General features: G+C 58.6%; 25 protein-coding genes. 3 read left to right on the top strand and 22 right to left on the bottom strand.

The genetic code is table 11. From position 1 onward, the window contains the following. Positions 1-8: 8 nt before the first annotated feature. The 19 genes from AT6N2_RS20740 to ruvC all read right to left on the bottom strand — a co-directional run bounded on the left by AT6N2_RS20740 (position 9) and on the right by ruvC (position 18030). Positions 9-1187, bottom strand: coding sequence for a phosphoserine transaminase (locus AT6N2_RS20740; protein WP_209091140.1), 1179 nt, complete (start codon positions 1185-1187; stop codon positions 9-11). 213 nt (positions 1188-1400) lie between these two features. Beyond that, complete coding sequence (locus tag AT6N2_RS20735; RefSeq protein WP_063950392.1) at positions 1401-2246, bottom strand: outer membrane protein; 846 nt, start codon at positions 2244-2246, stop codon at positions 1401-1403. A 183-nt stretch (positions 2247-2429) separates the two neighbouring features. Beyond that, positions 2430-3782 carry a phosphoglucosamine mutase gene (gene glmM, locus AT6N2_RS20730; RefSeq protein WP_209091139.1) on the bottom strand — a complete coding sequence of 451 codons (1353 nt, stop codon included), beginning with the start codon at positions 3780-3782 and terminating at the stop codon, positions 2430-2432. A 189-nt stretch (positions 3783-3971) separates the two neighbouring features. Further along, a complete protein-coding gene (gene ftsH, locus AT6N2_RS20725; RefSeq protein ID WP_110758059.1) occupies positions 3972-5936 on the bottom strand; it encodes an ATP-dependent zinc metalloprotease FtsH in 1965 nt (654 codons plus the stop codon). A 154-nt stretch (positions 5937-6090) separates the two neighbouring features. Further along, complete coding sequence (tilS, locus tag AT6N2_RS20720) at positions 6091-7425, bottom strand: tRNA lysidine(34) synthetase TilS (protein WP_209091940.1); 1335 nt, start codon at positions 7423-7425, stop codon at positions 6091-6093. 27 nt (positions 7426-7452) lie between these two features. Continuing rightward, positions 7453-8460, bottom strand: coding sequence for a tol-pal system protein YbgF (ybgF, locus tag AT6N2_RS20715; protein WP_186376769.1), 1008 nt, complete (start codon positions 8458-8460; stop codon positions 7453-7455). A 157-nt stretch (positions 8461-8617) separates the two neighbouring features. Then, positions 8618-9151 (bottom strand): peptidoglycan-associated lipoprotein Pal, encoded by a 534-nt coding sequence (pal, locus tag AT6N2_RS20710; protein ID WP_063950387.1) that lies wholly within the window; start codon positions 9149-9151, stop codon positions 8618-8620. Between the two features lie 210 nt (positions 9152-9361). After that, positions 9362-10669, bottom strand: a complete 1308-nt coding sequence (gene tolB / locus AT6N2_RS20705) for a Tol-Pal system beta propeller repeat protein TolB (RefSeq protein WP_063950523.1) — start codon at positions 10667-10669, stop codon at positions 9362-9364. Between the two features lie 20 nt (positions 10670-10689). After that, positions 10690-11859, bottom strand: coding sequence for a TonB C-terminal domain-containing protein (locus AT6N2_RS20700; RefSeq protein ID WP_209091138.1), 1170 nt, complete (start codon positions 11857-11859; stop codon positions 10690-10692). A gap of 9 nt (positions 11860-11868) precedes the next feature. Continuing rightward, positions 11869-12330, bottom strand: a complete 462-nt coding sequence (gene tolR / locus AT6N2_RS20695; protein ID WP_003506238.1) for a protein TolR — start codon at positions 12328-12330, stop codon at positions 11869-11871. Between the two features lie 59 nt (positions 12331-12389). Further along, positions 12390-13109, bottom strand: coding sequence for a protein TolQ (gene tolQ / locus AT6N2_RS20690; RefSeq protein WP_063950385.1), 720 nt, complete (start codon positions 13107-13109; stop codon positions 12390-12392). Between the two features lie 261 nt (positions 13110-13370). Next, entirely contained in the window at positions 13371-13811 is a 441-nt protein-coding gene (gene ybgC / locus AT6N2_RS20685) for a tol-pal system-associated acyl-CoA thioesterase (RefSeq protein WP_063950384.1), read from the bottom strand. Next, on the bottom strand, positions 13808-14344 hold the full coding sequence (locus tag AT6N2_RS20680) for an NUDIX hydrolase (RefSeq protein WP_209091137.1): 537 nt from the start codon (positions 14342-14344) through the stop codon (positions 13808-13810). The genes ybgC and AT6N2_RS20680 overlap by 4 nt, the downstream gene beginning before the upstream one ends. Next, positions 14341-14865 (bottom strand): NUDIX hydrolase, encoded by a 525-nt coding sequence (locus tag AT6N2_RS20675; protein ID WP_209091136.1) that lies wholly within the window; start codon positions 14863-14865, stop codon positions 14341-14343. Before AT6N2_RS20675 ends, AT6N2_RS20680 begins: the two co-directional genes overlap by 4 nt. Further along, the gene (locus AT6N2_RS20670; protein WP_209091135.1) at positions 14855-15442 is read right to left on the bottom strand and encodes a DinB family protein; all 588 of its coding nucleotides are present in this window, start codon (positions 15440-15442) and stop codon (positions 14855-14857) included. Before AT6N2_RS20670 ends, AT6N2_RS20675 begins: the two co-directional genes overlap by 11 nt. Before the next feature lie 36 nt (positions 15443-15478). Continuing rightward, positions 15479-15697 (bottom strand): DUF2945 domain-containing protein, encoded by a 219-nt coding sequence (locus AT6N2_RS20665; protein WP_209091134.1) that lies wholly within the window; start codon positions 15695-15697, stop codon positions 15479-15481. Positions 15698-15749: 52 nt separating this feature from the next. Continuing rightward, complete coding sequence (gene ruvB, locus AT6N2_RS20660) at positions 15750-16790, bottom strand: Holliday junction branch migration DNA helicase RuvB (RefSeq protein ID WP_063950380.1); 1041 nt, start codon at positions 16788-16790, stop codon at positions 15750-15752. 82 nt (positions 16791-16872) lie between these two features. Continuing rightward, entirely contained in the window at positions 16873-17490 is a 618-nt protein-coding gene (ruvA, locus tag AT6N2_RS20655) for a Holliday junction branch migration protein RuvA (protein WP_209091133.1), read from the bottom strand. Positions 17491-17517: 27 nt separating this feature from the next. After that, the gene (ruvC, locus tag AT6N2_RS20650; protein WP_209091131.1) at positions 17518-18030 is read right to left on the bottom strand and encodes a crossover junction endodeoxyribonuclease RuvC; all 513 of its coding nucleotides are present in this window, start codon (positions 18028-18030) and stop codon (positions 17518-17520) included. A gap of 247 nt (positions 18031-18277) precedes the next feature. Here ruvC and AT6N2_RS20645 point away from each other — a divergent pair, with 247 nt between their 5' ends. Together AT6N2_RS20645 and AT6N2_RS20640 are read left to right on the top strand one after the other, a co-directional pair. After that, positions 18278-20587, top strand: a complete 2310-nt coding sequence (locus AT6N2_RS20645; protein WP_209091129.1) for a methyl-accepting chemotaxis protein — start codon at positions 18278-18280, stop codon at positions 20585-20587. 141 nt (positions 20588-20728) lie between these two features. Further along, positions 20729-21730, top strand: a complete 1002-nt coding sequence (locus AT6N2_RS20640; RefSeq protein ID WP_063950376.1) for an LLM class flavin-dependent oxidoreductase — start codon at positions 20729-20731, stop codon at positions 21728-21730. A 52-nt stretch (positions 21731-21782) separates the two neighbouring features. Here AT6N2_RS20640 and AT6N2_RS20635 read toward each other — a convergent pair whose 3' ends face one another. Beyond that, positions 21783-22529 (bottom strand): YebC/PmpR family DNA-binding transcriptional regulator, encoded by a 747-nt coding sequence (locus AT6N2_RS20635; protein WP_063950375.1) that lies wholly within the window; start codon positions 22527-22529, stop codon positions 21783-21785. 195 nt (positions 22530-22724) lie between these two features. Between AT6N2_RS20635 and AT6N2_RS20630 the strand changes: the two genes are divergently transcribed. Next, a complete protein-coding gene (locus AT6N2_RS20630) occupies positions 22725-23228 on the top strand; it encodes a pyridoxamine 5'-phosphate oxidase family protein (protein WP_209091127.1) in 504 nt (167 codons plus the stop codon). A 35-nt stretch (positions 23229-23263) separates the two neighbouring features. Here AT6N2_RS20630 and AT6N2_RS20625 read toward each other — a convergent pair whose 3' ends face one another. Together AT6N2_RS20625 and AT6N2_RS20620 are read right to left on the bottom strand one after the other, a co-directional pair. Continuing rightward, a complete protein-coding gene (locus AT6N2_RS20625) occupies positions 23264-24106 on the bottom strand; it encodes an MBL fold metallo-hydrolase (protein ID WP_144576669.1) in 843 nt (280 codons plus the stop codon). A 112-nt stretch (positions 24107-24218) separates the two neighbouring features. Continuing rightward, complete coding sequence (locus AT6N2_RS20620) at positions 24219-25043, bottom strand: TIGR00282 family metallophosphoesterase (protein ID WP_063950372.1); 825 nt, start codon at positions 25041-25043, stop codon at positions 24219-24221. Positions 25044-25071: the final 28 nt, after the last annotated feature.

Genomic DNA, 25071 nt, shown 5'->3' with positions numbered 1-25071 from the left:
TATCAAAATCAGGCGGCAGCCTTGGAAAGCGTTGCCTTCTGCGTCTCATACGCCCAGGCGAGCCAGGGCATGACGGCTTCCATATCCGCCGTCTCGATGGTCGCGCCGGCCCAGATGCGCAGACCGGACGGTGCGTCACGGTAAGCGCCGATATCGAGGGCGACATTCTCCTTTTCGAGCAAGGCGACGATGCCCTTGGCAAAATCTGCCTGCGCGGCCGCATCGAGCGCCTGTACCTCGGGATCAACGATTTTGAGGCAGACGGACGTGTTGGAGCGGGTTTCCGGCTTCACGGCCAGATTGGCAATCCAGTCGTTCTTCTCGATGAAGTCGTAGATAACCTTGGCATTGGCGTCAGCACGGCCGATCAGCGCGTTGAGGCCACCGAGGTTCTTTGCCCAGAGCAGCGCGTCAATGTAATCTTCAACGCAGAGCATGGACGGCGTGTTGATGGTTTCGCCGGTAAAGATGCCTTCGATCAGCTTGCCGCCGGAGACCATGCGGAAGATTTTCGGCAGCGGCCAGGCAGGGGCATAGCTCAGCAGACGCTCAACGGCGCGCGGCGACAGGATGATGACGCCATGACCGCCCTCGCCGCCCAGAACCTTCTGCCAAGAGAAGGTGACGACGTCGAGTTTCGCAAAGTCCATGTCCTGCGCAAACGCCGCGGATGTGGCGTCGCAAATGGTCAGGCCCTTGCGGTCGGCGGGAATGAAATCGGCGTTGGGAACACGAACGCCCGAGGTCGTGCCGTTCCATGTAAAGACCACGTCACGGTCGAAATCGACGTCGGCAAGGTTCGGCAGCAGGCCATAATCGGCCTCGAACTTGCGAACGTCCTTCAGCTTCAGCTGCTTGACAACGTCGGTGACCCAGCCAGCGCCGAAGCTTTCCCAGGCCAGCATATCGACGCCACGTTCACCGAGCAGCGACCAGAGCGCCATTTCAACAGCGCCGGTGTCGGATGCAGGAACGATGCCGATACGATAATCGGCGGGAACATTGAGAATTTCACGGGTGAGATCGATGGCCTGCTTCAGCTTGGCTTTGCCAACCTTGGCGCGATGCGAGCGACCGAGCGGTGCATCGGAGAGAGCATCTAGCGACCAACCGGGGCGCTTCGAGCAGGGACCAGAGGAAAAATGCGTATTGCCCGGACGAACGTCCGGCTTCACGAGATCTGTCATTTAACTACCCTTTCAGATAGGCGCCTCTCGTTAGGGAGAGGTGTCCTGACGCCGTTGCTATTCCTGTCGCCGGTTCCAGTCAAGCGGATAATGTCGCTGCGCAAAAGAATCTTGGCCAATATGCGTCATGCGCGGCGTCAGATGCCGGTAAAACAAAACCGCCCGCAACCCGAAGGGTGCGGACGGTCTGAAACTACCAGCGGTGCGTGACGTTTATTTATAAACGGCAGGCTGCAGCGGAATATCGGCGGGCGGCATGTATTGCGCTGTATCGCAGCCGTTGAAGACATAACGACCGCCGAGACGCACTTCATGCGAATAGAGGCCCTTGTCGCGGCCGGGGCCGCCATTGTTCTCATAGGCAAACATTTCGCCCTTGTTGATGTGGCGGAAACGATAGCCGACATCGGCCTTCAGGTTACAGGTCACGTCGATCGACGCGCCAGCCATGAGGGCATAAGCGAAACGCCACTTGCCACTGCCGCCGTGCTCCGTCGTCTCGTCGCAGTAACCCGACCCGTCGGTCGCGCAGGAGGTGTTACGAAGCTTGTCCCACTTAACGTAGGCAGCACCGACGCCGCCGCCAACGTAAGGCGTGACGCGACCATAGGTGCCGAGATCGACATAGGCATTAGCCATCAGCGTGTAGGCGCGCAACGCAGCCAGATCGGTAGAAACGCAGGGGGCGCCATTGCCACAGAAGCCGCGGGTAGAGCCACGGAAGTCCGACTTGCCCATATAGTCGAAGGTCAGATCGCTGCGGAAATAGTTGTTGAACTGGTAACCGACGCCCGCGCCGATATTGTAGCTGTCCTTGATTTTCGCGGTTTCGAAATCCGCGAGATAGCCACCAGGTCCACCCTGATAATAATTAGCACCACGAAGCTTGTTGAAGGAATAACCGACGTCGCCGCGCAGGTACCAGCCACTTGCCTGAGTGACGGACACCTCGGGGGCATCGACATAGGCAGGTGCGGGCTCGGCTTGATAAAGATCGGCAGCGATGGCGCTTGTACCGGTCAGCAGGACGGCCAGAAATCCGGCCAGGACGTTTTTCATGACTTCCACTCCAGAAGAGGCACGTGCGGTTCGGCAGCAGATGCCAGTGAACTGTTCAGTCATGGAGATTGACGTAAAATGGTTAAGTCCCGATTAACCACGATGATTCACTATGTTTATTAGATAAACCTCAAAGAAAAAGCCGGCCCCCGGGACCGGCTTTTTACATTCAATCCAGATCTGTTACGCCGCAGAGCGTGCGTTGGTGATGGCGACGACGAGATCATTGACGATCTGCTCCACCTTGGCGCTGTCGTCCCCTTCCGCCATGACGCGGATGAGCGGCTCGGTGCCGGAAGGACGGATAACCAGGCGGCCATTACTGGCCAATGCACTTTCGGCATCCGCAATGGCCTGCTGCACCACAGGATTTTCGAGCGGCTTGCCACCGGAAATACGGACATTCTTCAGAAGCTGCGGCACAGGCTCGAACTTGCGGCAGACCTCGCTGACAGTGCGGCCCGAGCGCTTGACCTTCGCCAGAACCTGCAGGGCGGCGACAAGGCCGTCCCCCGTCGTGCCGTAGTCCGACAACACGATATGACCCGACTGCTCGCCACCGACGTTGAAATTGTGGTTGCGCATATGCTCAACAACGTACCGGTCACCGACCTTTGTGCGCGCAAGCGTCAGTCCCTGATCGCCGAGGAATCGCTCAAGGCCAAGATTGGACATGACAGTTGCAACGATGCCGCCGCCACGAAGCATGTTGTCGGCCGCCCAGCTATCGGCAATCGTTGCCATCAACTGGTCGCCGTCGACGATTTCGCCGCGTTCGTCGACGATAATAACGCGATCCGCATCGCCATCGAGCGCAATGCCGATATCGGCCCGCACCTCGTGGACCTTCTTCTGAAGGGCTTCCGGGTGAGTGGAGCCACATTCGAGGTTGATGTTGATACCATTCGGCTCGTTGCCGATGGTGACAACCTCGGCACCAAGCTCCCACAGAGCGGCAGGCGCTACCTTGTAGGCCGCACCATTCGCACAGTCGATGGCAATCCGAAGGCCGCTCAGCGTGACGTCACGCGGCAGGGTGCGTTTGACGAATTCAATATAGCGATAGATATCGCCATCCACACGCTTCGCCCGGCCGATCTCAGAAGGCTTGGCAAGCTGGGCGTAAATATCCTTGTCGAGGAGGTCTTCAATCTCCAGTTCCAGTTCGTCGGAAAGCTTGTAGCCGTCGGGCCCGAAGAGCTTGATGCCATTGTCAGAGAACGGATTATGGGATGCGGAGATCATCACACCGATATCGGCCCGCAGCGAGCGCGTCAGCATTGCCACGGCCGGGGTCGGGATCGGCCCGAGCAGAAACACGTCCAGTCCTGCCGCCGTAAAGCCCGCGACCAGCGCATTCTCAAGCATATATCCGGAAAGTCGGGTATCCTTACCGATGACCACGCGATGGCGATGATGACCACGGCGGAAAATCGTTCCTACGGCAATGCCCACCCGCATCGCCAGATCAGGCGTCATCGGAAAGACGTTCGATTGTCCGCGGATACCATCGGTTCCGAAATAACGGCGTGCCATTTGAACTCCAAATCTCTCAGGCTTGCCGGGCAAAGACGGAAATAACCGGCAGCGTTTTTGGCTAGATGCCACAAACGAGAATAAACAGCACGTAAATTACCACAAAAATGGCTTATATCTTGTTACCAGAATAAAAAGGCCACCTGGAAATCCGGGTGGCCTTTGACAATAGCAAAACTGCTGGAGCTGTCAGTGCGGCTGCGGCTCCATGCCACCCTCCGCCTCACCGTCGCCTTTGGCCTCGCCGTCACCCTTGGCCTCGCTCGGGCCGTCCTTCTTGGTGCCAGCCTTCGGCACTGCCGAGCCACGGCTACCAGGCGAATCATCGCCCAGATCGCGCGCGGGCTTCTCGCCCTTCAAGAGGGCCTTGATTTCGTCGCCCGTCAGGGTCTCGTATTCAAGCAGACCTTCTGCAATCGCCACGAAGCCATCGTGGTTTTCCGTCAGGATGCGCCGCGCTTCGGCGTAAGCCTCATCGATCAGGCGACGAACTTCGGTATCGATCGTCTGAGCAGTGGCTTCAGAAACATTCTTCGACTGAGACACGGAGTGGCCGAGGAAGACTTCCTGCTGGTTTTCACCGTAGGACACCTGGCCAAGAGCGTCGGAGAAGCCCCACTGCGTGACCATGGCGCGGGCAAGCTTGGTCGCCTGCTCGATGTCCGAGGACGCGCCCGAGGTGATGTTCTCCTTGCCGAAAGTCAGCTCTTCGGCAACGCGGCCACCCATCATGATCACAAGACGCGATACCATCCACTTGTAGCTCATGGAATAGCGGTCGCCTTCCGGCAGCTGCATCACCATGCCCAGAGCGCGACCGCGCGGAATGATCGTCGCCTTGTGCAACGGATCGGCAACGGCAACTTTCAGCGCGGTGATGGCGTGACCGGCTTCATGGTAGGCGGTCAGCTTCTTTTCGGCCTCGGTCATGGCGGAGGAGCGGCGCTCCGCGCCCATCATGATCTTGTCCTTGGCGTCTTCGAACTCCTGCATGGTAACCACGCGCTTGTTGCGACGGGCGGCCATCAGGGCAGCTTCGTTGACGAGGTTCATCAAGTCCGCACCAGAAAAACCGGGAGTGCCGCGGGCCAGAACCTTGAGGTCGACATTCGGTGCCAGCGGCACGTTGCGGATATGCACCTTGAGGATGCGTTCACGCCCGACGATGTCAGGGTTCGGCACGACAACCTGACGGTCGAAGCGGCCGGGACGCAGAAGTGCGGGGTCCAGAACGTCAGGACGGTTGGTCGCCGCGATGAGGATGATGCCCTCATTCGCCTCGAAGCCGTCCATCTCGACGAGAAGCTGGTTCAGCGTCTGTTCGCGTTCGTCGTTACCGCCACCCAAGCCGGCACCACGATGGCGGCCGACGGCGTCGATTTCATCGATGAAGATGATGCAGGGCGCATTCTTCTTGGCCTGCTCGAACATGTCGCGGACGCGGCTTGCGCCGACGCCGACGAACATTTCAACGAAGTCCGAGCCTGAAATGGTGAAGAACGGGACGTTTGCCTCACCCGCGACGGAGCGCGCAAGAAGCGTCTTACCAGTGCCGGGGGGACCGACAAGCAGCACGCCGCGCGGAATCTTGCCGCCAAGGCGCTGAAACTTCTGCGGGTCACGCAGGAATTCCACGATTTCCTCAAGATCCTGCTTGGCTTCGTCCACGCCAGCCACGTCGTCAAATGTGACGCGTCCATGCGCTTCCGTCAGCAGCTTTGCCTTGGATTTGCCAAAGCCCATCGCGCCCCGCGAGCCGCCCTGCATTTGCCGCATGAAAAACAGCCAGACGCCGAGGATGAGGAACATCGGCAAAAGTGTGCCGAGGTAGCTCAGGAAGCCGGAGGAGCCGTCACTTTCCGGACGCGCAACAATGGTGACGTTCTTGCTCTGCAAGCGCTCCATCAGGCTGTCGTCAATGACGGGGGAATAGGTCTGAAAGGCCGTGCCGTTTTCAGTATAGGTTCCGAGAACCCGGTTACCAGTGACGGTCACGTCACGAACTCGCCCGGAGTCCACATCACGAAGGAACTGGGAATAAGGGATTTCCCGCGAACCAGTCTGCGTCGGCGATGTCTGGAACATACTGAACAACGCGATCAGCAACAGGGCGATCACGGCCCACAAGGCGAAATTTCTGAAATTTGGGTTCATCGAACTCCCCGAACTCACACGGACAAACCTGCTGCCCGCCATTATGTGCCCCTAACATAAGGACGACATATGCCCTTGCCAAGGCAAAGCGCACTTTCTGATGCGTTTTGGTGTAAAAACTCTTCCAAGGCAATTCATGAAAAAGAGGCCGGATTTAAACCGGTGGCTGTGGATAGGCAGGTCGGCCGAATAAAGCAGCGATTGCATTTGCCAGTTCGAGGTCGAAACGCGGCAGGAAAAGGTCGAAAGGCGCAAGTCTCGGTGCGATGCTGACGGCATCAGGCGGCAACGCCACACCAACCTCAGCTGCGGCAATTTGCGGCAGCCCCGCCACAGCCTGTTTCAGGACGCTTGATGGCGCCGTGGCAAAAGGCGCTACCAGCCGAGCGGCATCGCCAGCGCTGCCCGCTTTGACAAGCACCGAAACGGGCGATCCATTCTTCACGGCGAAGCGGTCATCCCAAACCGCTGTCTTTTGCGAACCGACCAACAGCTGCGGAAGGTTTCGTTGCTCGCGTAGCAGATAAAGGGCGTCGCGCCGTCGATCCAGAAGCACACGCCCCACCGTCATCCGTCCGGTGTCGCCCTCTCGCAGAAACACCAGGACACGCTCCATGCTGCGTGCAGCCGGGAAAAACGCTCTGCCGCCCAGAGTGGCAATCAGGGCTGCCAGCCCGTGGCGAAACTCCGGGCGATCGGGATCGACGTCTTCATTGGCGATTCTGGCCAGTGCCGCATGCAAGATTTGGGCGCGATCCGCCAGAAATGCGGCTGTCTTCCGAGCAAGGACCTGTCGTTTGAGGGACAGCTCAAAATCGATTGGTGAGGGAGACCGAGAGAGGCTGTTGCGGACCCGCACACGTTCATATCGTACGTTTTCATTGCTGGGGTCGTCGAGCCAAGTCTGCGCACGGGACAGGACATAGTCACGGATCGCCTGCCTCTCACAACGGAGGAAGGGCCGCATGACCCAGCATTGACCCTCGTATAAAACCGCATCTGCCATACCGGAAAGGCCGACAGCCTCACTGCCGCCATTGCGGGCGGCACGCATCGCCACGGTTTCCCGCTGGTCGCCCAGCGTATGCCCGGTCACCACAAAATCAGCGCGGGTTTGCCGGAACACCTCCGCGACCAGACGGTAGCGGGCCAATCGCGACGCCTCGGAAATGCCGGAGGCGGGCTTGGCGCCCTCCCATCGGCGGATCATGTGGGGAACTGAAAGCTCAGCGCAAAGTTTCGCGACCCTTTCAGCCTCATAAGCCGACTCGGCTCTCAACGCATGATCGACAGTGACGGCGGAAAGCTGGAGGCGCTCCCGCCCTGTTTCCGCCTGTACCTGACACAGCGCCAGCAACAGACCTGTTGAATCGCTGCCGCCGGAGATTGCAACGAGGATGTGGGTGGGCTTGCCTAGATTTTCGACAAAGGACCGTGCCGCGGTGAGCGGCGAAACCGGCGCTTCCGGCTGGGTGCCATCATCAGGCATAGACATACCCGCCCTCGCAGGGGAAAATCAGCAGCTGAGACGCTTCTGTTCGCTGGCAACCTTGCTCAGCACGGTCTTCGACGCGTTGGGGTAGCGCTTCGGCACCTCTCGCAGGGTCGCGCAGGCCGTTTCGGTATTGTCGAGAGCCGCAAGCGACATGCCGAGCTTCATCAACATTTCGGGAGCCTTGGGCGATTTGCCGTAAGCCTGGTGGCCGTTCAGGAAAGTCTTGGCAGCTTCGTTGAACTTGCCTTGAGAATATTGCGCTTCACCCAGCCAGAAGCTGGCATCCGCAGCCTTTGAACCCTTTGGATACCCCTGAAGGTACTGCTGGAAGCCCTGTTCTGCCAGCTTGTAATCACCGGACAGCACATGACCATAGGCTGCCTGATAAATGTCGCCCTCGCTCGTCAGCGCCGCGGTATTGACCGGGTCCGTTTTACGCGGGGTGTTGCCCGTCGTCACACCCGGAAGGCTGCCGGAAGAATTGTTCGCGCCCGAGTTAAGCGTACCACCGATCGGCATCCCCTTCGAGTCGAGTTCGATCGAACCGAGCGTCGTCTCACCCGGCGCGGCGGTCGGAGCATTGGAGGGAGCAGACGGAGAAACGGAAGCGCCACCCTGGGGTGGCGTTTCGATGATTGTTGCAACGTCGTCGGTCGGAGGTGTCGCCGGACTGACCGGGCTTGCTTCCGCCTTCTTTTTCGGCGCTGCTGCGGGACTTGCACCCTTGCCGCCTTCCAGTTCCTGGAAGCGGAATTCATTGTCTTCCTGCGCCTTGCGGATGGTTTCCTGCATCTGCAGAAGCTGGAAGCTCATTTCTTCGATACGGCCGTTGAGCTGCCGGATCTGCTCTTCAAGCTGCTGAACGCGATAGGCTTCATTGGCCTGAACCCGGATGACCGGGGGCTGCTGTTGAGAGTTGATCGTGCCGAAGCTACCCCCCGCACCGAACAGCGGACCCGAAACGGCAGTGCCGCTCAAGCCGGTGCAGGCTGCAAGCCCCAGCATTCCCGCCACGACAAGTTTCTTCATCTCATTCGTCCTGCCTTAACTGATTTGCATCGGAATGATGCAACCCGGATTTTTTCCATATCAACCGAAAAAGCAACTTAACTTCGGCCAAACTATGAAAAAATAAAAGGCGGCCCGAAGACCGCCCTTCATTCACGTTCACAATAACGTCAGACGATTACATGCCAGCGCCGCCGAGAACCGTCACAGCGCGACGGTTCTGCGACCAGCAGGAGATGTCGTCGCAGACAGCGACCGGACGTTCCTTGCCGTAGGAGATCGTCTTCATGCGGTTTGCCGGCACGCCCTGAGAGATCAGGAAGTCACGGGTGGCTGCGGCACGGCGGGCACCGAGCGCAAGGTTGTATTCGCGCGTGCCGCGCTCGTCGGCATGACCTTCAACAGTGATGGCGTATTTCGGATAACGAGCCAACCACTGCGCCTGACGCTGAAGGGTCTGCTGCGCGTCGGCGCGGATCGAGGTGGAGTCGGTGTCGAAGAAGATGCGGTCGCCGACATTGACCGTGAAGTCCTGCTGGGATCCCGGCGTTGCGGAGCCCGCGCCACCAAGGCCGAGCTCACCGGCGCTGTTCGGCATGTTCTTCTTGTTCGCGCAGCCAGCGAGAGCCAGTGCGAGCGTCATGGCGATGACAGCCGGGTTACGGGCCAGTTTCTGCATGGGGCTGAGTGCCGAAGTTTGTGTACGGCTCATCGCCGGTCTCTCCTTAGGATTTCAATAACGTTGCCGGACACTAACTGATCGCGGTTAACGGCCGACAAACGCTTATGGTTAACAGAAAGGAAATGTCCCACTTTTTTGCTCCCTCACAACACTTTGCGGCAAGAAAGAGGCACGGTTCCCCATGGTATCAATTAAAACACGATGGCGCCGGTTCAGACCGGCGCCATCGTGGCAGTCATATCAGTCCAGAAGCGGCGACCATGCCGGGTCCGAAGCGAATGTTGGCGTCTTGATGAGCTGTTCGTTATAGCCGGTCAGGTCGATCGAATAGAGCTGCGGGCCACCGGCGCCGGCGTTCTGACGGAAGAACATCAGCACGCGGCCGTTCGGCGCCCATGTCGGGCCTTCATTGTGGAAACCGCTCGTCAGGATGCGTTCTCCCGAACCGTCGGTCTTCATGACACCGATCGAGAACTTGCCACCCGATTGCTTGGTAAAGGCAATCAGATCGCCGCGCGGAGACCATACCGGCGTGGAATAGGAACCATCGCCGAAGGAAATGCGCTGCTGGCCGGAGCCATCGGCATTCATGACGTAAATCTGCTGGCGGCCACCACGGTCACTTTCAAAGGCGACGCGCTGGCCGTCAGGCGAATAGGACGGAGCCGTATCGATCGCCGACGTATTGGTCAGGCGTGTCGTGGTGCGAGAGCGCAGATCCATAGTGTAAATATTGGCGTTGCCGTCCTGCTGAAGGCTCATGATGACCTTCTGGCCGTCAGGCGAGAAGCGCGGCGAGAACGTCATGCCTGGGAAATTGCCAACGACTTCACGCTGTCCGGTTTCCAGCTGCAGAAGATAAACGCGCGGCTGCTGGCCTTCAAAGGACATGTAGGTGACCTCCTGGCGGCTCGGCGAAAAACGCGGTGTCAGGACGATGTCGTTCGAGTTAGTCAGGTTGCGGACGTTGAAACCGTCCTGGTCCATGATCGACAGCTGCCGCTTGCGGGCCGTCTTCGGACCACTCTCGGAAACAAAAACGACGCGGGTATCGAAGTAGCCCTTTTCACCGGTGATACGCTCGTAGATAGCGTCAGCAATGATGTGGGCCACACGGCGCCAGTTTTCCGGCTGGGTGAAGAACTGCTGGCCGGTCATCTGCTGGCCGGCGAAAGTGTCCCAGAGGCGAAACTCAGCCCGCAGGCGGCCATCGCTTTCACGGGTGACGCGTCCGGTCACGAGAGCCTGGGCATTGATGACTTTCCAGTCCTCGAAACGCGGCTGCTGATCCGGGTTGCTGATCTTTTCAATGAACGCATTCTTGTTGACCGGGGAAAACAGGCCGGAGCGCTGCAGGTCAGCAGCGATAACCGCAGAAACCTGCGCGCCGATGCCGTCGCTCGACATAAAATCGGTGATAGCGATGGGCAGCGGCTCGACATTACCCTTGTTGATGTTGATTTCCACGCGGGCAAAAGCTGGTGCGGAAAAAACCGACATGATGGCTGCGACAGCGAGCACCAGCCGGATCGGCGAAAATATCTTCATGTTGCCAGGCCTTTCAGCATTCATAGCAATTCACTGGGATCGAAGTTCACGACGACTTCGCTCCATGCATCGTATTTTTCGGCAGGAAGGTTTGTGAACGGAGCAGAACGCATGATGGCGCGATACGCTCCGCCGGAAAGTGCACGGCGTGTTCCTTCAGAACCGCCGGTTGCCTCGATCTCCGGCCGGCCAATAATGGTGCCGTCACGATCGAGCTTCATGGTGACCCGTACGCGCACATCGGAAGCATCCGCCATACCGGGAATAATCTGCCAGTTCTTCTGGATCGCGCCGCGGAGCGCATCCATTTCCGTCTGGCTCAGCGTCGAACCGCCGGTCGATTTTTTGCCGCCGAGGGCTGCCGTCTGCGTCGAGCGCTTCGCACCGCCGCCTGAAGGCGCCTGTTTGTTCAACAGCGCGGCAATATCATCAGCGTTGAAATCGCTTTCTTTCGATGAAGCGGATTTCGCCGTTTCCTGCTTCTTCTCGCCCGGTTTCTTATCCGAAGGCTTGTCCGTAGACTTGGCCTGATCGGGCTTCTTCTCAGCCGGTTTTTCGGCTGGTTTCTGCTCGGCGGGCTTCGTCTCGGCCTGCTTGGGCTCCTCCGGCTTTGGCGGCTCAGGCCGGGAATTCGGGCGGGGAACGTTCTGCGGCACGGGGATTTCGGCCGGCTCTTGCGTTGGCGGCGGCGGCTCTTCCGCTTTCGTTTCCTGCGGTGGCGGCTCGTTCTTTGGCTGCGGTGTGATCTCAGGCTTAGTTTGCGGCAAGGCGGCTATTTCCTGCGGCTTCGGAGCCGAGGTTTCTTCCTTGACGATTTCCTTCACCTCGTTCGCCTTGGTATCGACAACCGGCTGGGGCTTCTCCTGCTTGGGTGGAGCGGCGGCACTGATATTATCGTTAGGCTTGGCAGTCGGCGTCGGCGGCGCTTCGATATCGGCGGTGTTGTTGCCAATATTCTGCGCGTTTTCGATGATATCCGGACGAGTCGTGGGAACCGGTGCGGATTTTTCCGCCTTGGGTGCATTCTTGTCACCCTGTTGAATCTGAGTCAGTTCCTCAATCGGCACCAGCTCCACCGGCAGGGCCTCAGCCTGCGACACGTCGAGCGGTTCCGGCGAGCCCAGGGAGACAAGGGCGAAAGCCAGAAGCGACGCATGCACGATCGCGGATGTGGTAAGGCTGCCCTTCATTGCTTTACGTCAATTGTCCTGTTTCTGTTGGGTCACAAGGCCGATATTTTTGAAGCCGGCCGCCTGGATACGCGCCATCACATCCGCGACCACGCCATAGGCGGCAACGGAATCCGCGCGCACGAAAATGCGTTCATTGTAGCCCGTCGTGGCGATTGCCTGCAGCTTGTCCGCCACTTCGGCCGCCTGAATTTCAGTTTCCTGCAAATGGATCTGACCATTGGCATTCACGGAAATCGTGATCGGCTGCGTGTCCGAATTCAAGGCATTGGCTGAGGTTTGCGGCAGATCGATCGGCACGCCCACCGTCATCATCGGCGCAGCGACCATGAAAATGATAAGCAGCACGAGCATGACGTCGACGAGCGGCGTCACGTTGATTTCGCTGATCGCGCCGCCTTTGCGCCGCCCGCCGCGCCCACCACGGCGTCCACCGGACCCGCCGCCGCTGCCACCTGCTGACATACCCATTTCATCTACTCCATTTTGCCCGACGGCAAATCATTCAACGGCGTTTCAGTTGTGGCCGCTTATTGGGCGGCCTGCCGTGTCTGAAGTTTTTCGTCGATCTGGCGCGACAGGATCGCGGAGAATTCATCGGCAAAGCCTTCCATACGCGCAGAAAGCTTGTGCGCGTCGGCCGTAAACTTGTTGTAGGCGATAACCGCGGGAATAGCCGCGACAAGACCGATAGCCGTTGCCAGTAGCGCTTCCGCGATGCCGGGCGCCACAACGGCGAGGTTGGTCGACTTCGAGCCGGCAATCGCCTGGAACGAGGTCATGATACCGACCACCGTGCCGAAAAGTCCGATAAACGGACCAGCCGAACCGATGGTCGCGAGCGAACCGAGGCGCGCTTCGTATTGTTCGCCTTCACGCGCAATCGTCACATCCATCGCCCGGTCGATACGCATCTGCAAACCAATGGGCGAACGCGCGCCGCGCTCGAATGATTTCTTCCATTCGCGCATGGCGGAAACGAAGATCGCGGCGAGGCCGCCATTCTGACGTTCCGCCAGCGTGCGATAGAGTTCCTCGAGCGACTGCCCCGACCAGAACACCTGCTCGAACTGGTCGAACTGGCGCTTTGCCTTGCCGAAAGTCACATATTTGTCGAAGACGATCGCCCACGTCCAGACCGAGGCGGCGATCAGTCCGATCATTACGAGCTTCACGATGAGGCCCGCCTGCATAAACAGCGCCCAGAGACTTACATCGTGCGTCGCCGCTGCCAAACCTGCCTGTTCCATAAAAATCCAATCCCCGAATCCAAACGCCCGGTACGGGACCGGGCGATTCAAACGCGTGTTAACGCTCGAAGCTATGCGACGGCAGTCGCCAACCCCTTTGCCATACCCCGATACTTGCCAGTGAGCCTTACTCGCCAATAAATTTGGTGAAAGGAAGGCGTGCACTGCACAAATGCCGGTTGCTAAAGTAAGACACCATTATGGTTAAAGGAGTGTTACGACCGTGCCACACCGGATGGATTTACTGGTTGAACAGCTCAATTACTTCAGGAATTTTTCTGCAACCGTCTCCGGCAAACGCCTTGGCCGACCGCTGGCATTGATGACAGCGATGATGACCTTGGCGGCGACAAGAAGCGTTTCGCCGCGCCGAATTTCCTGATTGAGCACCATTTTCGCGCCACCGGCCTTCTCGGTAATCGTCGTGATCGTCAGGACGTCATCCATCCGCGCAGGGCTTTTGAAATCGATCTCCATGCGGTGAACCACGAAGACGAGGCCCTCTTCATCGGCTGTCAGAAGCGCGCTTTGTTCGCAGCCGAGGCAACGCAGATAATCGGTCCGGCCACGCTCGAGAAAATGCAGGTAACGCGCGTGATAAACGAGGCCGGAAAAATCCGTGTCCTCATAATAGACGCGTTGCATCAGGCGGTGACCATGGTCAATCAGTTCACCCGAAAGTGAAACCAAAAGCTCGTTCATACTGTCTCCTTGGGATTTTCAGCAGCGCCAGTGCGGCCTTCGCGGACGATTAGATGCTCGTGCCGCGAGGGCAGCGCCTCTATCCGCTCTGCAATGAAGCGCGGGCGGAGGTCGTTCTCGATCAACGCGGAAATGCGCGCGGGGAGCCAACGAAATTCGACTTCGATGCCATCCACCACACGATGGACTATATCGTTGTCATGGAACGGCATAGGATGATCCAGCGAGACGAGATAATAAAACCCCAGCTCATGGGCCGAATAAACGTCATAGGCAAAAAAGTTTTCCGCCGACCATACAAGGCGCTCCACCGAACACGCCCGATCGAGCTCCTCGCCGATCTCACGGACGATGGTTTGCTCGGAGCTTTCGCCGATTTCGGCACGACCTCCGGGCAGGGCCCAATAGTCGTCCTTCACGCCACGCTGTACCAGAAGATGTTCATTCTGGAAAATGAGGGCCGCCACACGCATGCTGAAGAGCTGCGGTTTGCGATCCAACCGGATCATATGGCGTTCGGGGGCAGAGGTCATTTATCGTCCAGATCGCCGTCGTCCCACACGAGATGCCTGGTGGTCTTCGGCAGGTTTTCAATTTCATCGGCGATGAAATAAGGCGGAATATCAAGCTCGGTCAATGCCTTCCTTGTTGCAGCCACCCAGCGAAACTCAAGCTCGTTATCGCCGTCCTGGACCCGGTGGATGATGTCCGTGGGATGAAATCTGAGCCCCTCCGGCAGGTCCATCAGGTAATAGAACCCGAGCTCATGCCAATCCTTGCCTTCGTAGTGGAAGAAATTCTCGACCGCCCAGAGAAGGCGTCCAACCTTTGCCTCAACGCCAAGCTCTTCCACCATCTCGCGCGCCAGCGTTTCTGCGGAGCGTTCGCCCATTTCAGCGCGGCCGCCTGGAAAGGTCCAGAATTTCTCATGCGTCGCGCGGTGCACCAGCACGTGGCCGTGGCGAAATGCAAGTCCCGCGACACGCATCTGGAAGATGCGTTTCGGCTTGAACTTGATGCGGATGCGGGTGTCCTGCTTGTTATCATGCGTCATGGTTGGGCCTGCGGGCTGGAAACATCAAATCGGTTTCCGTCCACCCTAGCGCATCCATTTCCTCTTTTCTTGCTCCTGCATCATCGCCCACAATGAATTCATCCAGTTGGGGCGGCTTGACCGACGTGCCCGCCAACATCGCATGTGCCTGGCCGCGATGATGAGTCTGATGCTGGAAGAGGTGGGAGAGAACATCATCGCAGCGATCCTGCTGCACACGCGCGCCCCGATGTATATCAACGATCCCGGCAAGGCCATCTTCATCGAGATCATCGACAAAGGCAATCAACGCTTTATCCAGCTGCGTCTGCGCTTCGTGTAACTCAGCAACCGTCGGGTAGGGCTCGCTCACCACGAAGGCTGCGTGTCCAAGCGTACCTCCCTGGAGAGCATCGATATAAAACCGGTCGACGATGAAAATGTGATTGAGCGTTGCCCTGAGGGTCGGGAAGAAACTGACGCGCTGCGCAACGAACGCATCCTCAGACAGCTGACGGCAGGCCTGATGCAGCCTGAAATTTGCAAGACGGTTGTTGCGGGCAAGTTTGCGGAAAACTCGCAACGGATCGTAAGGCATCAGCTTCCCCTTTCTGACGCCTCCCCTGCGGCGCCTTCAACCGGCGTGTTCGAGTTCCGACTTGCTTTTCAGGACCTTCGCGCCATCGTCCTGCTCGATGAGATAGGCAGGTTCGTCATTGCTTGCCTTGCGCTTTATCTTGGCGCCGGAAATCGTTTTCTCGACATCTTCAGTGAAGGTCTCGATGATTTTTCCTTCCGCTGTGCCCTTGCCCCATTTCCAGCGCACTTTCGTACCCTTGCGATATGCCGACATGATCATCTCCGTACCAAAGACGGTCAAATGCAACGGCGGCGGGCTTGTTCCCTCAATCGTCTTCCAGCGTCAGACGGAATTGCGCCGCCTCAAGATCCTTCGGCGGCTGCATGCCGAGATGTTTCCATGCCGTGCCGGTCAAAACGCGCCCACGCGGCGTACGCTGGATGAAGCCCTGCTGAATCATATACGGCTCGATAATGTCCTCAATGGCATCGCGCGGCTCCGAAAGGCCCGCAGCGATGGTTTCGATGCCCACGGGGCCGCCGCCGAAATTAACGGCGATCATGGTAAGGTACCGCATATCAAGCTGATCGAGCCCCATATTGTCGACCAGAAGCCGCGTCAAAGCCTCGTCTGCAATCTCGCGGGTGACGGCCTGCGCCCTTGCCACCTCCGCAAAATCGCGGACGCGGCGCAACAGCCTGCCAGCGATGCGTGGCGTTCCCCGCGCGCGTCGTGCCACTTCGCGCGCGCCCTCGTCGGTCATGTTCAGACCCATCAGCCGCGCCCCACGCCGGACAATCAGCTCCAACTCGTCCACGGTATAAAAGGCCAATCGAACGGGGATACCAAATCTGTCGCGCAGCGGCGTGGTCAACAGGCCGAGCCGGGTCGTAGCGGCGACAAGCGTGAACTTGGAGAGATCGATCTTCACCGACCGCGCCGCAGGCCCCTCGCCAATAATGAGATCGAGCTGAAAATCTTCCATGGCGGGATAAAGGATTTCCTCCACCGCCGGATTGAGACGATGGATTTCATCGATGAAGAGAACGTCGCGCTCCTCAAGATTGGTGAGAAGCGCCGCAAGATCCCCCGCTTTGGCAATGACAGGACCGGATGTAGACTTGAAGTTGACGCCGAGCTCCTTCGCCATGATCTGTGCCAGCGTTGTCTTGCCAAGGCCAGGCGGGCCGACGAAGAGCACATGATCAAGCGCCTCGCCCCGATTCTTGGCCGCCTCGATGAACACTTTCAGATTGGCGCGAGCCTCTGCCTGGCCCGTAAAATCGTCCAGCGACTGCGGGCGCAGCGTGGTGTCGATATCCTCGCCGCGCTTCTCCGGGGTAATCAGTCTCTCCGCATCGCTCATTCAGGGCATTCCATTGTTCTAGTCGAATTCCTCAAGTGTCGCCGCTATAGCATGACTATCGCGACAACGCGCTTCACGAAATTTACCGCGAAAGCTCCTTGAGACCGAGCCGGATGAGCTTGGCGCTATCGCCGCCCTCCCCGCCATTTTTGAGCGCAGCGGCAACCGCATTGGCAGCCTGGTCACGAGAGTAACCAAGATTTGTCAGCGCTGATACGGCATCCGCGACCGGCGCGGAAGCGACACCTTCTCCAAGCTCCTGCTTGAGCCCGATGGAGGCGGGAGCGTCTCCCGCAAAGGCCGGGGCCTTATTGCGCAACTCGGTCACGAGGCGCACGGCCACCTTCGGCCCAACGCCCGGTGCACGCGAGATCATGGTTTTGTCTTGCAGGGCTATTGCATTGGCAAGTTCGGAAGGCGAGAGCGTGGAAAGAACGGCCAGCGCCACCTTCGAGCCGACGCCTTGCACGCTTTGCAACAGATTAAACCACTCCCGCTCCAGCGCCGAGAGAAAGCCGAAGAGCTTCAGCTGGTCTTCACGCACATAAGTTTCGATGAAGAGCACCACAGCCTCCCCGACAGAGCCGATTTTCGACAAAGTGCGCGCCGAACAATAGGCGACGTAACAGACGCCATGCACATCCACCAGCACGTAATCCGCGCCGATTTCCTCGATGCTGCCTTTCAGTTTTCCGATCATGATGCCGCCCGCTCACTAAAAATGTAATTAACCGGCTGCCAGAAGCCGCCGCATCCTGTCACCACCGCGATTGTGCGCGTGGCAGATGGCGATGGCGAGCGCGTCCGCCGCATCGTTACCCTTGAATTCGGCCTTCGGCATCAGGATTTTCAGCATCATATGAATTTGCTGCTTTTCCCCATGCCCGACGCCGATCACAGCTTTCTTGACCGCATTGGGCGCATACTCGAAGACAGGCAATCCGGCGCGCGCCGGCACGAGCATGGCAATGCCCCGCGCCTGACCGAGTTTCAGCGTTGCAACCGCGTCCTTGTTCACAAAGGTCTGCTCCACCGCAGCCTCATCCGGCTGGTAGCCGTGTACCACTTCAGCCAGCCCATCATGCAACTGGCAGAGCCGGGAGGCGAGGTCCATATCGCCATCCGACGTCACCGTACCGGAGGCGACAAATCTGAGGCTGTTGCCGAGGGTGTCGATGACACCCCAGCCGGTGCGCCGTAGCCCGGGGTCGATGCCGATGATCCGAATCGTGTTTTGCATGAGCTACCTTATCTTTCTGGCCCCGACCCTGCCAGCGATAAGTGAACAAAACGACAACATTCATCATATTTGCAGTGCAGCATTTACCACTGCTTAAGCCGCGTGCCGCATTGTTCGCCCACAAAAATAAAATGGGGAGCTGCGGCCATGACGAGCCGCGGCGCAATATGTTCGCCAAATCAGCCGTCCAATGGCGCCCGTCATCCGAGGCGCGGGAACTGATCCGGCATTGGGGGCTGCATCGGCCATGCTCAACCGTTTTCATTCTATATCGACCAAAGTCCTGATTATTTTTTTAGCGCTGATGGCGATCTCGACCGGGACGCTCACGCTTCTCGGCTACCAGAGCAGCAGCCACGTTCTCGAAGAGCAGGCATCGAAGTCCATGGAAAGCGTTCTCGTCTTCCGCGGCGACATGCTTCAGGAACGCCTCGAGCAGCTGAAAACCCAGGCGGATTCCATCGCCAAGATCGAATCCCTGCAAATGGCGGTCGTCTCCATGCGAAGCGGCTGGGGCACGGTTCAGAAAAACTCTGGTGACGCCAAGGCGGAGCTTCAGCGCGTTTTCGTCAAGGAAAACCCCTTCAGCGAGAAGGAAAAGCTGATCAAGCCGGAAAACCCGAGCGGCTTTTATTATTCAACCCATGAAAAGACCCAGACGGACATAGCCGGTTATCTCAAGGGAACGCCGTTCAGCGACGTGCTCTTCATCGATCCGGCCGGCACTGTCTATTACTCTTATCTCAAGGGGGCGGCCTTCGGGGAGACCGTCAATAACGGCGTCTGGGCGGAAAGCGGTCTTGGCGCCGCGTTCGGTCGGGGTGCTGCGAATGCCCAAAAGGCCGTGGACGATGTGGCTCAGACGAGCTTCTCCGGCCTTCGGATCGATGCCGCAACAAACGAAGCGGGCATTTATTTCGGTGTTCCCGTGGTCAAGTTCGGCGCCTTCAAGGGCATCGTTCTTTTCCGCGTGAAGGAGGATGTCTTCAGCCAAATCCTGACGAAGGGTGTCTCGGCGGGCAGCTCCGAGCAATCCGCGATCATTTCTGCCGATGGCAAGGTTCTCGGTGTGGAGGGCAGCAAACTCGTCAGCCTTGATCCGGCGATTTATGGATTTCACGGGCAGGCCCTTAACGCTGCGGGCATGACAGTCGCCACGATCGAACGCGCCGATGGCGAGGCAAACGCCTATGCCCGACCCTTTTCCTTTGCGGGTGAAAAATATCTTGCAGTGGAAAGCATGCTGCGCAGCGAATTGAATGCCGGGTCGATCTCGATTGCCGGGACGCTCGCTGTCATCGGTCTTTGCGTTCTGGCTGCAATGTGCGCGGCAACGGCCTTCTTCGCCCGGCGTCTTTTCGCGCCACTCGAAAAGCTTGCAGGCCTGACCGGCGAAGTAGCGGCAGGCCGTCTCGATGCGGAAATCGGAAATCAGGACCGCAAGGATGAGATCGGCCGCATGGCGCGGGCGCTGGGCAGTTTCCGTGAGAAGCTCATTCTCCAGCGGGAGATGGAAGAAACCGCTTCGCGCACACGAGAGGAAGCCGAAACAGCGCGTCGCGCGCATCTGGCGGAACGGGAGGCAGAGGCCGGGACTCTGCAGATGGTCGTCCATTCCTTGGATGAGGGGCTTGACCGGTTGGCGAATGGCAATCTGGCTTATCGCATAGAAACCGTTTTTCCGGCTGATCTTGAGAGCCTGCGCCACAACTTCAACACAGCCCTCGCCCGTCTGAGCGAGACCATGGAAGCCATTGGCGGCAATTCCGCTGCCGTGCGCGGCGGCTCGGAGGAAATGCGCGTGGGGGCCGATCAACTTGCGGAGCGCACCGAAAGACAGGCGGCTTCCATCACCGAGACGGCCAGCGCCATCAAGGCGATTACCGAGGCCGTCCGTGACCAGATCGAGCGCGCCGAACAGGCCACGCGCATTGCGCGCGACGCCAGTGCGGAGGCAACTGCATCGAGCCGCGTGATGGAACAGACGATCGCCGCCATGGAAGCCATCCAGACGTCGTCGCGCCAGATCAACCAGATCATCGGCGTCATCGACGAAATCGCTTTCCAGACAAATCTTCTGGCGCTCAACGCCGGCGTTGAAGCGGCGCGCGCAGGAGAAGCCGGCAAGGGGTTCGCAGTGGTCGCGCAGGAAGTCCGCGAGTTGGCGCAGCGGTCTGCCGCCGCGGCAAAGGAAATCACCAGCCTTCTCAAACGCTCCACCGACGAGGTTTCCGCCGGCGTCACGCTGGTGGAAAAGGCCGGCGCATCACTCACCGGCATCGGCAAGCACGTGCAGACCATCAGCGCACGTATTGAAGAGATCATGGAATCCACACAAGAGGAGGCGCACACGCTGTCGGAAATCAACAGCACCGTTGCAAGCCTCGACACCATGACCCAGCAGAATGCGGCAATGGTGGAAGAAACGACGGCAGCCATTCACAGCCTTGCTTCCGAGGCAGGTGAAATGGATGGCAGGCTCGGGCAGTTCGTGCTGCCTTCCACTTCTGACGCAGCAAAGGCGAGAGGCGGCAGTCAACTCAGGCGCGCCGGCTAAGACAGAGCCGCCGGCAAAAAATCGGGGCCCCTTCGGAGGCCCCATTTTTTTTGAATCATCCTTCAATTCTGCGCGACCTGTCTGGTAAATGTCGCCAACCGCCTTACATCCGCAGCAACGACTTATTGCAGGAGTGTCGGCATGATCCCTTTTTCCATTCTCGACCTGTCGCCGATTGGCGAAGGCGAGAGCGTCAGTGCGGCGCTTGAAAATTCCCGCCGCATGGCGATCAAGGCAGAAGACCACGGCTACAATCGCATCTGGCTTGCTGAACACCACGGCATGCCAGGCATTGCCAGCGCCGCGACCTCGCTTGTCATCGCCCATGTCGGCGCGGCCACGAAACACATCCGTGTCGGCTCGGGCGGCATCATGCTGCCCAACCATTCGCCGCTCGTCATCGCGGAGCAGTTCGGTACACTCGCCGCGCTGCTGCCCGGCCGCGTCGATCTGGGTCTCGGTCGTGCCCCCGGGACCGATATGCGCACGGCAAGGGCGTTGCGCCGTAACCTTGATGCGGGCGCTGAAAATTTCCCACACGACATTGTCGAGTTGCAGCGTTACCTCGGCCCACCGCAGGCCGATCAGGCCATCCTCGCAGTCCCCGGCATGAACTCGAACGTTCCGATATGGCTGCTGGGCTCGAGCATCTACAGTGCGCATCTCGCCGCAGCACTCGGCCTGCCCTATTCCTTCGCATCGCATTTCGCGCCCGATATGCTCATGGAAGCGATCCATATCTATCGCGAGCGTTTCCAGCCTTCAGAGGTTCTGGACAAGCCTTATGTGATGGTCGGCGTGATGGGCGTCGGGGCCGATACGGACGAGGAAGCGCAGCATCTGTTCACCTCGTCGCAGCAGCAATTCGTGAACCTGCGCCGCAACGTTCGAACGCAGTTTCCAAAGCCGGTGGACAGCATGGACGACTACTGGAACGAGATGGAGCGTTTCTCGGTCGAGCACACGCTGCGTTTCGCGGCCGTTGGCTCTCCCCAGACGATCAAGCGTCATCTCGACGGCTTCCTTGCGGAAACGCAGGCGGATGAGCTGATCGTGTCGATGCCGATCCATGATATCGAGAAGCGGCTGCGCTCCGTGGAGATCTTTGCCGACGTGCGAACCTCCATAAAGAAGGCCGCCTAAACAAAGGCCCCGGAGCGGATCGCTACCGGGGCTTTTCGTCAGCCACGAAAGGTCAAGCTGAAAGCTTGGCCATGACTTCTTCTGAGACTTCGAAGTTCGAATAGACATTCTGGACATCGTCATCGTCTTCGAGATTGTCGATAAGCTTCATCAAAGACTGCGCCTTTTCTTCATCGACCGGCACCGTGTTCTGCGGCTTCCAGATGGCCTTGACGCTTTCGGCTTCGCCAAGCACCCCTTCCAGCGCCTTGGAGACTTCGTTCATCGCCTCGAATCCACAGATGATGGTGTGGCCGTCTTCAGACGATTCCACGTCGTCGGCGCCGGCTTCAATAGCGGCTTCCATGACCTTGTCGGCATCGCCGACTTCCGCCTTGTAAGTGATTTCGCCTACGCGGTCGAAGGAGAACGAAACCGAACCTGTTTCGCCCAGCGCGCCCCCAGCCTTGGTGAAGATGGAGCGGACGTTGGACGCGGTGCGGTTACGATTATCGGTCAAAGCCTCAACGATGACAGCGACACCGCCCGGGCCATAGCCCTCATACCGGACTTCATCATAGTTCTCGCCTTCGGCACCTGAGGCCTTTTTGATGGCGCGCTCGATGTTGTCCTTCGGCATGGACTGGGCCTTGGCGTTCTGGATGGCCAGACGCAGGCGCGGGTTCATATTCGGGTCGGGCATGCCCGTCTTGGCAGCAACGGTGATTTCACGCGCAAGCTTGGAAAACATTTTGGACCGCACGGAGTCCTGCTTGCCCTTGCGGTGCATGATGTTCTTGAACTGTGAATGACCAGCCATGGATAACCTGATTGTCGAAATTTGGAGATTGCCGGCCTTATAAGTGCGATAAGCGCATCGTTCAAGCCCGCAGGCGCTTTCTCTTAGCGTAACAATTGAAGGAACTGAATTAATCGCTTCTCGTTTTGATGGAGAACCGGCAGAGAAGAGCGCCAATTCTCTCCGCCGAGGCATCAAACCGGAAGGAGAGAACATATGGTCAGTCTGACTGAAGCAAGAGAAGCCCCGGCCCGCCAGCTCTGGGACGAAATCAATTCCGTTCATGCCGGCATGCTTGGCCTGGAGGGCCTGCACAGTCACATGCAGCCAATGGCACCCCACGCTGACCCAAAGACGAACACGATCTGGTTTTTCTCCAAAAGAGATACGGACCTCGTAAAATCCCTGAAGTCCGGCTCTCGCGCCCATTTCTGCGTCATTGGCAAGGACCATGATTATCACGCGTGCCTGTCAGGCGTTCTCGAAGTCCGCGACGATAAAGCAAAGCTCGATGAATACTGGAATTCCGTCACGGCCGCCTGGTACGAGCACGGCAAGAGCGATCCAGAGCTGGTGATGTTGGCGCTTCACGTCGACGACGCCGATATCTGGGCTTCCACCGACAGCAAGCTCAAGTTCGGCTGGGAAATCGCAAAAGCCAACATGTCGGATGAAAAAATGCCCGACGTGGGCGTGCGCCAGCACCTCACCTTCGCCTGATCACAGCTCCCCCGGCCTTCCTCGCCCGCCACCAGTTACATGCCTTTTGGCACCAGTATCTGAGGCTGGCGGGGAAGGTTTCTCATTGACACGCGAATGACAGAATCGCCGGCATAGGCAATCTGAAAATTCCCTGCAAACATGCCAAGGAATTGCTCGAGCGGCGGCCCGGTGCGGTGCATCGGCAGAATGAGCGCGGAGCGCAGGCGCTTAACCACCCGGCTCATGCTATCCGCCCCCATGGTCAACCCGCCGTCAACCGGCACCATCAGCACATCCAGCCGGCCAATTTCCGCATAATGCGTGTCCGTCAGTTCGTGATGCAGATGGCCGAGATGGCCGATGCAAAGTCCGGCAACCTCGAAGATGAAGATGGAGTTGCCATTCTCCTGGAACGTTTCGTAATCGCCCCATCGGTTGCGAATATCGGTTGCAACATTACGAATATAAACGTCGCCGACCAGTACCTTGTGATCTGCCTTCTCGCCGGGCGCCTCGCCCCAGCCGTGCAGGACATATTGGATTGCCGGGTCCGGATTAAGCGTGAAGTGGGTGGAATGAGCCCTGTTCATCGTCACCACAGTCGGCGTGACTGGTGGCCGAAAGACACCGTTATAATCCGTCGCGATGGTGACCCCGCCGGGACTCTCGATGAGGTAGGTGGAGTGACCGATGAAGCTTATCTTCACCTCTTCCTTCGCTGTCGCCTGCGCCAATTGAATATCAGGCGACTTGAAGCTTGCGAAGGTAACGTCGGGAATGTTGCTGGCGATCGCCTGGCATTGGCTGACAGGTGGTCTGCTGGCCGTTTGCGAGAAGGCGCCAGCCGTTGACGCGATCAGCCCGGATATTGCAAGCATTAGCACGCGCAGCATCATGCCACTCCCCTGAACTTGCGAAGTTTAGGAAGATGCGGCAGGTTTTGCGGAGCGTCCAGCGACAACAGCGCAGGAACGTCTGCCCTCGCGTCATTGTGAACGCTTCAGGGGCTCAAACCCAAAAAGACGGGATAGTTTCCGAAAGCCTCGGGCCAAGACGCAGGGGCGCAATCTTTTCGGCGAGACCGGTGCGGTCGGATATTTCAACACCAACGCCGCAGATCGTCGCTGGGCCACTCGCGGCTTCGAAACGTCCTTTCGGCATTTTGGAAATGAAGCGGTTGATCGGCTCCTCTTTCTCCATTCCGAGTGAGGAATCGTAGTCGCCGCACATGCCGGCATCGGACATATAGGCCGTACCGCCGTTCAGGATCTGTGCGTCGGCCGTCGGCACATGAGTGTGGGTGCCGACGACAAAACTCGCCCGACCATCCACAAAATGACCGAAGCACTGCTTCTCGCTGGTCGCCTCGGCATGGAAGTCGAAGATGATGGCATCGGCCTGCTCCTTAAGGGGACAGGCAGCAAGAATGGTCTCGGCGGATTTGAAGGGATCGTCCAGTTCCGGATGCATGAAGACCCGCCCCATGATGTTGGCGACGAGCACGCGTGCGCCGTTGCGGGCGTAAAACAGGCCGGAACCCTTGCCCGGCGTACCATCGGGATAATTGGCCGGCCGTAGAAACTGGTCGTGACGCTCGCTGAAGGAGACAGCTTCCTTCTGGTCCCAGACATGGTTACCAGTGGTTACGACATCTGCACCGGCGTTGATGGTCTCGAGATAGATGTCTTCGGTGATTCCAAACCCGCCGGCCGCGTTCTCACCGTTGACGATGACAAAATCCAGCTTCAGATCGGAAATAAGACCCGGCAATCGTTCCCAGACGGCCGTACGACCTGTCTTGCCAACCATATCTCCGAGAAAAAGCAGCCTCATTCACCCGCCCCGATCTTGCGCATGTTTC

The organism is Agrobacterium tumefaciens (assembly GCF_017726655.1).
Lineage (GTDB): Bacteria > Pseudomonadota > Alphaproteobacteria > Rhizobiales > Rhizobiaceae > Agrobacterium > Agrobacterium tumefaciens_B.
The sequence above is the reverse complement of the archived record's forward strand: the minus strand, read 5'-3'. Positions and strand labels throughout refer to the sequence as shown.